Below are 6,065 nucleotides of genomic sequence, written 5' to 3'. Positions count from 1 at the left end.
GTTTGTATCAGTGCGGGTCGGCGGGCTTGCCGCGCCCCTCCCTTTCTGGTCGGGGGGGGCCCCCCCCCCCCCCGGGACCGGGAGGGACCGATGGACCGGACGGTGACCGTGGCCGCCTGGCTGGCCAGCCGGCTCTGGCACGCGCTGGTCGGCTACGGCGCCCTGTGGTTCCACCCGCCCGGTGCCGCTGCCGACCCGGCCTCCGCGCGCGGTACCGCCCCCGGGCACCCCGAACGGCTCTGCCCGGAGCTGCCCACCAGCCCGGCGGAGCGGGCGCTCTGGGCGCAGCTCCGCGGGCTCGGCGAGTGACCCCGAGGAGGATCGGCATGGCCCCGCAGGCAGTCGTCGGCGAGACCTGGATCAGGCGGTTCCACCCCAAGCCGGGCGCGGCCGTCCGGCTGGTGTGCTTCCCGCACGCCGGTGGCTCGGCCGGGTGCTTCCACCCGCTCTCGGCGCTGCTCGGCCCGGAGGTCGAGGTGCTGGCCGTGCAGTACCCGGGGCGCCAGGACCGCCGCATCGAGCCGGCCGTGGCGGACATCGGCGAGCTGGCCGACGAGGTCGCCGAGGCACTGCGGCCGTGGGCGGACCAGCCGCTGGCGCTCTTCGGCCACAGCATGGGCGCGCTGGTGGCCTTCGAGACCGCCCGGCGGCTCGAACGGCGTGGCGGTGCGGAGCTGTCGGCGTTCTTCGCCTCGGGCCGGCGGGCGCCGTCCCGGTACCGCGAGGAGCACGTCCACCGGCTGGACGACGCCGGGCTCATCGCCGCGATCCAGGCGCTGAACGGGACGGACCACCGGCTGCTGGACGACGAGGAGATCCTGCGGGTGATCCTCCCCGTGGTTCGCAGCGACTACCGGGCGGCGGAAACCTACGGCTGCCCGCCGGACGCCGTCCTCGCCGACCTGCCGATCACCGCCCTGCTCGGCGACCGTGACCCCCGCGTCACGCTGGAGGAGGCCCACGCCTGGCGCGAGCACACCACCGGCCCCTTCGACCTCCGGGTCTTCCCGGGCGGTGGCCACTTCTACCTGGCCGAAGCCCGCGCGGAGTTGGCGCTGCTCCTGACCGAACGCCTGACGGCGGCACAGCGCGGGTCATCGAGGACGACGTGGGCCGGTGGGTCTTGTGCCGTTCGTCGCAAGAACGACCGCGACGAACGGTCAACGGTCCGAGCGGTCAGCGGTCAGCGGTCGGCCGGGCGAGCCCGGAGGTGATCCGCTCTCCAGCGCGGGGGTTCGTTCCCGGAATCCTCGTCCCGACCGGGGTGTTGATCCCGTACGTGGTCCGGTGGGCCGAGCCGGGCACCGTGCGGGCCGAGGAGCGTCACACCACAGCAGAGAACAGGATCCCCGGGTGACCACGACCGACGACCGCCAGGCCGCGCCGGAGTACCTCCGCGAGCTGTTCCGCTTCTTCGTCCGCACGCAGTGCCAGGGCCGCTCGCCGCTCTACGCCCTGCTCGGCGAGGCCGTCGCCGCGGACGACGAGCTGCTCCGGCCGCTACTGGACACCCCGTCCTCGCAGCGCCGCCCCAGCCTGCTGTTCGCCGCGGTGAACCACCTGCTGCGGGAGCACGCCGGCCACCGGCTGGCCGCCTACTACCCGATCCACGGCGGCGACCGGCCCGTCGACGACGCGGCGCCGGCCGCGTTCCGTGCCTTCTGCGCAGCACACGCCGACCAGTTGAGGGAGTTGCTCACCACTCGGAGCACCCAGACCAACGAGGTCCGGCGGTGCTTCGCGCTGCGCCTGGGGATGCACCGGATCGCCGCCCACTGGCCCGGGCCGCTGGCACTGCTGGAGGTCGGCGCCAGTGCGGGGCTGAACCTGCGCTTCGACCGCTACGCCTACCGGCTCGGCGACCGGCTGTTGGAGCCCGCGGGCGGCGCGGCCGTGACGCTCTCCAGCACCCTGCGCGGCGGCGGGCCGGTGGACGGACTGCTCGGCGAACTTCCTCCGGTGACACACCGGTTGGGCGCCGACCTGGACCCGGTCGAGCTGGCCGGCGACCCCGCCGCCGGAGCGTGGCTGGAGGCGTTCGTCTGGCCCGAGCAGGTCCGTGAGCTGGCGACGCTGCGCGCGGCGGTCGAGCTGGCCGGGCGCGAGCCGTACCCGGTGGTCCGGGCCGACGCCGTCCGGGACACCGCGCGGCTGGTCGCCGAAGTCCCCGGCGACCTGCCGGTCGTGGTGTTCACCGCCTCGCTGCTCAGCTACCTCGACGCCGAGGGGCGGGCCCGGTTCGTCGCCCAGCTGGCCACCGCGGCCCGCACCCGCAAGGTGGCCTGGCTCTTCACCGAGGCCCCAGGCCTGGTCGCCCGGACGGACGTGACCACCCCGGCGCTGTCCGGCCCGCTGCGCGACACCGGCGAGCTGTACGCGGTCGGTGTCAGCCTGCGTGGCGGGCCGCGGCGCCGGGACGAGCTGCTGGCTCTGGCCGACCCCTACGTCGAGTGGATCGCGCCGGCCCGCACCGAGGCGGACGACTTCTCCTGGGCGCTGCCGGACTGACGAACGTGACCGTGGGTGACCCCGGTGGTCGTCGACCGGGGCCACCCACGGTTCGCGTCAGGCCTTGTCGGCGGCGATCATCAGGTAGTGGAAGCTGCCCTCCCGGTAGGCGGTGAGGAAGGCGTCCTCGATGCCGCTGGCCACCGCCGCCTTGGCGCGCAGCTCCCAGTACGGGATGGTGGCGGCTGTCAGGTCGACCACACTGATCGGGACCAGGCCGTTGGCCGACATCGCGGCGAAGTACTCGCTGCGCGGGTGGATGTCGCAGATGTAGTGCGCGTCGATCTGGCTGACCGCCCGGGACGGCTGACGGCCGTGCACGTCGTTGTAGCAGCCGGTGATGGTCACGTACCGGCCGCCGGGCCGCAGCACCCGGGCGTGCTCGGCGAAGAGCTCGTGCAGGTCGACGTACATGGTGCTCTCGTTGTTCCAGATGGACCGGAACGTCGCGTCGGGGAAGCCGTTGTGCAGCATGTTGCGGAAGTGGAAGGCCACCTTGTCGGCCACCCCGCGCTCCCGCGCCTGGTTGTTGGCGAACTTCACCTGCTCCTCGGAGATCGAGATGCCGTCCACCTGGCAGCCGAACCGCAGGTTGGCCAGGAAGCTGGTGCCGCCGCGGCCCGAGCCGGCGTCCAGGATCCGGTCGTCCGGGCCGAGCTCGCCGAGCTGGTCCAGCAGGTACTCGGCCTGGGCGCCCTCCAGCCGGTGCAGCTCCTTGATGATCCGCTCCTCGCGGCCGGCCTCGTCGCCGTCGAGGACGGACCAGTCCACCTCACCGATGCCGTAGTGGTGGTGGAACGTACCACTGACCTCACCCAGCCGGATGTTGACCGGGGCCTTCTCCTGGTTCCAGTAATCCGCCACCGACTGCTGGTACTTGGTGGCCAGCACGTCGCTGCCGGTGGAGCTGTCGAGCATGGTCATGGTCGTCTCCCTAGGGTTGGTTGTAACGGGGGCTGCTGGCGTGCCACTCCTTGTTGCCGCCGAGCCAGGCCCACAGCGCGCCCAGGTAGCGGGTCAGCACCGGACCGCCGGTGAGGCTGAGCTCGGCCGCGGAGGCCTCGAAGGAGCGCACGAGTTCGTTGTGCAGATCGGCGGCCCGCTGGAGCGCCTCGGCGCTGGAGCAGCCCGCCTCCGCCGCGATCACGATGGGCAGGTTGTACTCGACGCCCTGCGCGCCGCTCTCCTTGTGCGCCGAGTAGACGTCGTTGAGCACCACGGAGGCGAGGGCGGCCTGCAGGGTGGCTCGGCGGACCTCCGGGCTGCCGTAGACCTGGGCGGGGAGTTCGTAGCCGCCCATCGCGTCGACCAGGGCCAGGCAGGGCAGGAAGCTGTTCAACTGGCGGTTGGCCAGGTACTCCCAGACCGCCGGCAGGGTGCCCCCGATCCGCCAGCCCGCCTCGGCGTCCATGCCGAGGAAGAGGCCGGCGATCTCCTGCCGGAGTCGGTTCAGCTGCGCCCCGGTCGTGTACGGCGCGAGCCCCTGCACGGCCCGGCGCAGCGCGTTCCAGACCGGTTGCCGGTCCATCTCCCGCTGGTAGGCCTCGGCGTGGCCGCGGGGCAGCTGGGCCGGGTCGATCGCCGACTGGGCGAGCATCAGCTGTGGTCCGAGCCGCTCCGGGTGGTCGCCGCTGGCGGCCTCCTCGCAGAAGTAGTCGTCGACGGCGAACTCCGCCGCCATGCACCGGCCGGCGGCCAGCAGCCGGTCCGGGTCGTCGGTGTCGGGATGGGTCAGCATCAGCAGGCGCCCGTAGTCGGCCTGTCGGAACTTCTCCAACCTCCCGGCGTAGATGCCGACCTGCTCGGCCCAGCGGACCAGGCGGTCGTTCACCTCGCGGCCCAGCGCGGGATCGTCGCGCAGGTGCGGCGGGCAGTACAGCTCGGGCACGGAGCGCCGGCCGCCGCCGGCGGGCGTGGCGGTCACGGGCCGGCGCGGTGAGCCGATCCGGGCCGCCGAGGTGCCCAGCCCGGTCGGGCCGGTCGGGAAAGGGCGAGCGGCGGCTTCGAAGGCTGCCATCGGTCCTCCTGGAGGGGGGTCGGGTTCAGGACCGCGGGGCAGCGATGTCGACGTTCTCCAGGATGCCGACGGCGTCCTGCACCAGGATCGCCACCGAGTAGTAGGCGGTGACCAGGTAGCGGATGATCGCCTTGTCGTCGATGCCCATGAAGCGGACGTTCAGGCTGGGCTCGTACTCGTCGGGGATGCCGGTCTGGTGCAGCCCGATCACGCCCTGGTCGTCCTCGCCGGTGCGCATGGCGAGGATCGAGGAGGTGTGCCCGTCGGTGATCGGGATCTTGCCGCACGGGAAGATCGGCACGCCGCGCCAGGCGGGCACCCGGTGGCCGTCGACCTCGGTGGCGTCGGGGTAGAGGCCGCGCTTGGTGCACTCGCGGAAGAACGCCGAGATCGCCTTGGGGTGGGCGAGGAAGAGGTCGGTGCCGCGCCGCATCGACAGCAGCTCGTCCATGTCGTCCGGGGTCGGCGGGCCGGACCAGGTGTTGATCCGCTGGTCGTAGTCGGCGTTGTGGAGCAGCCCGAAGTCCCGGTTGTTCAGCAGCTCCCACTCCTGCCGTTCGCGGATCTCCTGGACGGTCAGCCGGAGCTGCTCCTCCAGCTGGTTCATCGGGTCGTTGTAGAGGTCGGCGACCCGTGAGTGCATCCGGAGCACGGTCTGGGTGAGCGACAACTCGTACTCGCGGGGCGCGAGGTCGTAGTCGACGAAGGAGCCGGGGATCTCCGCCTCGCCCTCGTGGCCGGCGGCGACCGCGACCTCCACCTCGCCCTTGGAGTTCACCTTGCGGGAGCTGTTGGCGAGGAACCTGCCGATGTGCTCGCGCAGCCCGTCGGAGCGCTGGAACAGGTCGAGGAAGGCGGTCCAGGGCAGCACCATCAGCGTTCCGGCGGTGGCCGCCCGGGCGGTGGCGGACCAGCGCGGCTCGCTCTGCAACAGGGCCTCGTCGCCGAGGTGGTCGCCGTCGGCCAGCACGCCCAGGGTCTTCTCCTCGTCGCCGTACTTGCCGGTGGAGATCCGCTCGACCCGGCCGTGCGCGATGATGTAGACCTCCTCGACCGGACGGCCCCGCTGGACGATGACCTCGCCGCTGCGGAAGTCGCGGACCGTGAAGCGGTCGGCCAGCTCGGCGAGCAGGGTGTCGTCGTGAAAGCCGCGCAGCACCGGGATCTCGCGCAGCGTCCCGGGGATGATCCGCACGTTGTCCGCCCCGGCCTGGACGAAGCCGACCCGACCGCGCCCGACGGCCAGCGAGAGCCGGCGGTTGACCCGGTAGGTGCCGCCGGACACCTGCGTCCAGGGGAGCTGTCGCAGCAGCCAGCGGGAGCTGATGCCGCGCATCTGCGGAGCGGACTTGGTGGTGGTGGTCAGGTTCCGCGCGGCGGCGGTGCTCAGGCTGAGCCGGGCGAGCGGTTCCAGGGTGGGGCCGGCGTCCGCTTCGGTCGTCATCGGGGAGCCTCCGGGAGGGATCGGGTGACGTGAATGATGAACATGCGCATGCCAAAGTGCGGGGCGCGACCCGGACGGGGCGGCGCCGTGCGGCAA

At 72.6% G+C, this 6,065-nt stretch carries 6 protein-coding genes; 3 read left to right on the top strand and 3 right to left on the bottom strand.

The annotated features are described in order from the left end of the window. Positions 1-90 precede the first annotated feature (90 nt). The 3 genes from ACZ38L_RS09295 (at position 91) to ACZ38L_RS09285 (ending at position 2,508) form a co-directional block, all read left to right on the top strand. On the top strand, positions 91-309 hold the full coding sequence (locus ACZ38L_RS09295) for a DUF6059 family protein (RefSeq protein ID WP_465690837.1): 219 nt from the start codon (positions 91-93) through the stop codon (positions 307-309). A gap of 17 nt (positions 310-326) precedes the next feature. Next, entirely contained in the window at positions 327-1,214 is an 888-nt protein-coding gene (locus ACZ38L_RS09290) for a thioesterase II family protein (RefSeq protein WP_465690835.1), read from the top strand. Between the two features lie 139 nt (positions 1,215-1,353). Next, positions 1,354-2,508: a DUF2332 domain-containing protein gene (locus ACZ38L_RS09285; RefSeq protein ID WP_465690833.1), complete on the top strand. Its 1,155-nt coding sequence runs from the start codon at positions 1,354-1,356 to the stop codon at positions 2,506-2,508. A 57-nt stretch (positions 2,509-2,565) separates the two neighbouring features. Here ACZ38L_RS09285 and ACZ38L_RS09280 read toward each other — a convergent pair whose 3' ends face one another. From ACZ38L_RS09280 to ACZ38L_RS09270, 3 genes are read right to left on the bottom strand one after another with little or no spacing between them, the layout of a single operon-like run. Further along, complete coding sequence (locus tag ACZ38L_RS09280; RefSeq protein WP_465690831.1) at positions 2,566-3,432, bottom strand: geranyl diphosphate 2-C-methyltransferase; 867 nt, start codon at positions 3,430-3,432, stop codon at positions 2,566-2,568. 10 nt (positions 3,433-3,442) lie between these two features. Then, positions 3,443-4,525, bottom strand: a complete 1,083-nt coding sequence (locus ACZ38L_RS09275; protein WP_465690829.1) for a family 2 encapsulin nanocompartment cargo protein terpene cyclase — start codon at positions 4,523-4,525, stop codon at positions 3,443-3,445. A gap of 25 nt (positions 4,526-4,550) precedes the next feature. Further along, the gene (locus ACZ38L_RS09270; protein ID WP_465690827.1) at positions 4,551-5,969 is read right to left on the bottom strand and encodes a family 2B encapsulin nanocompartment shell protein; all 1,419 of its coding nucleotides are present in this window, start codon (positions 5,967-5,969) and stop codon (positions 4,551-4,553) included. Between the last annotated feature and the right edge of the window lie 96 nt (positions 5,970-6,065).

Source organism: Kitasatospora sp. NPDC024654 (genome assembly GCF_055559155.1).
Note: the sequence above shows the minus strand (reverse complement) of the source record. Positions and strands in the feature narration are given on the sequence as shown.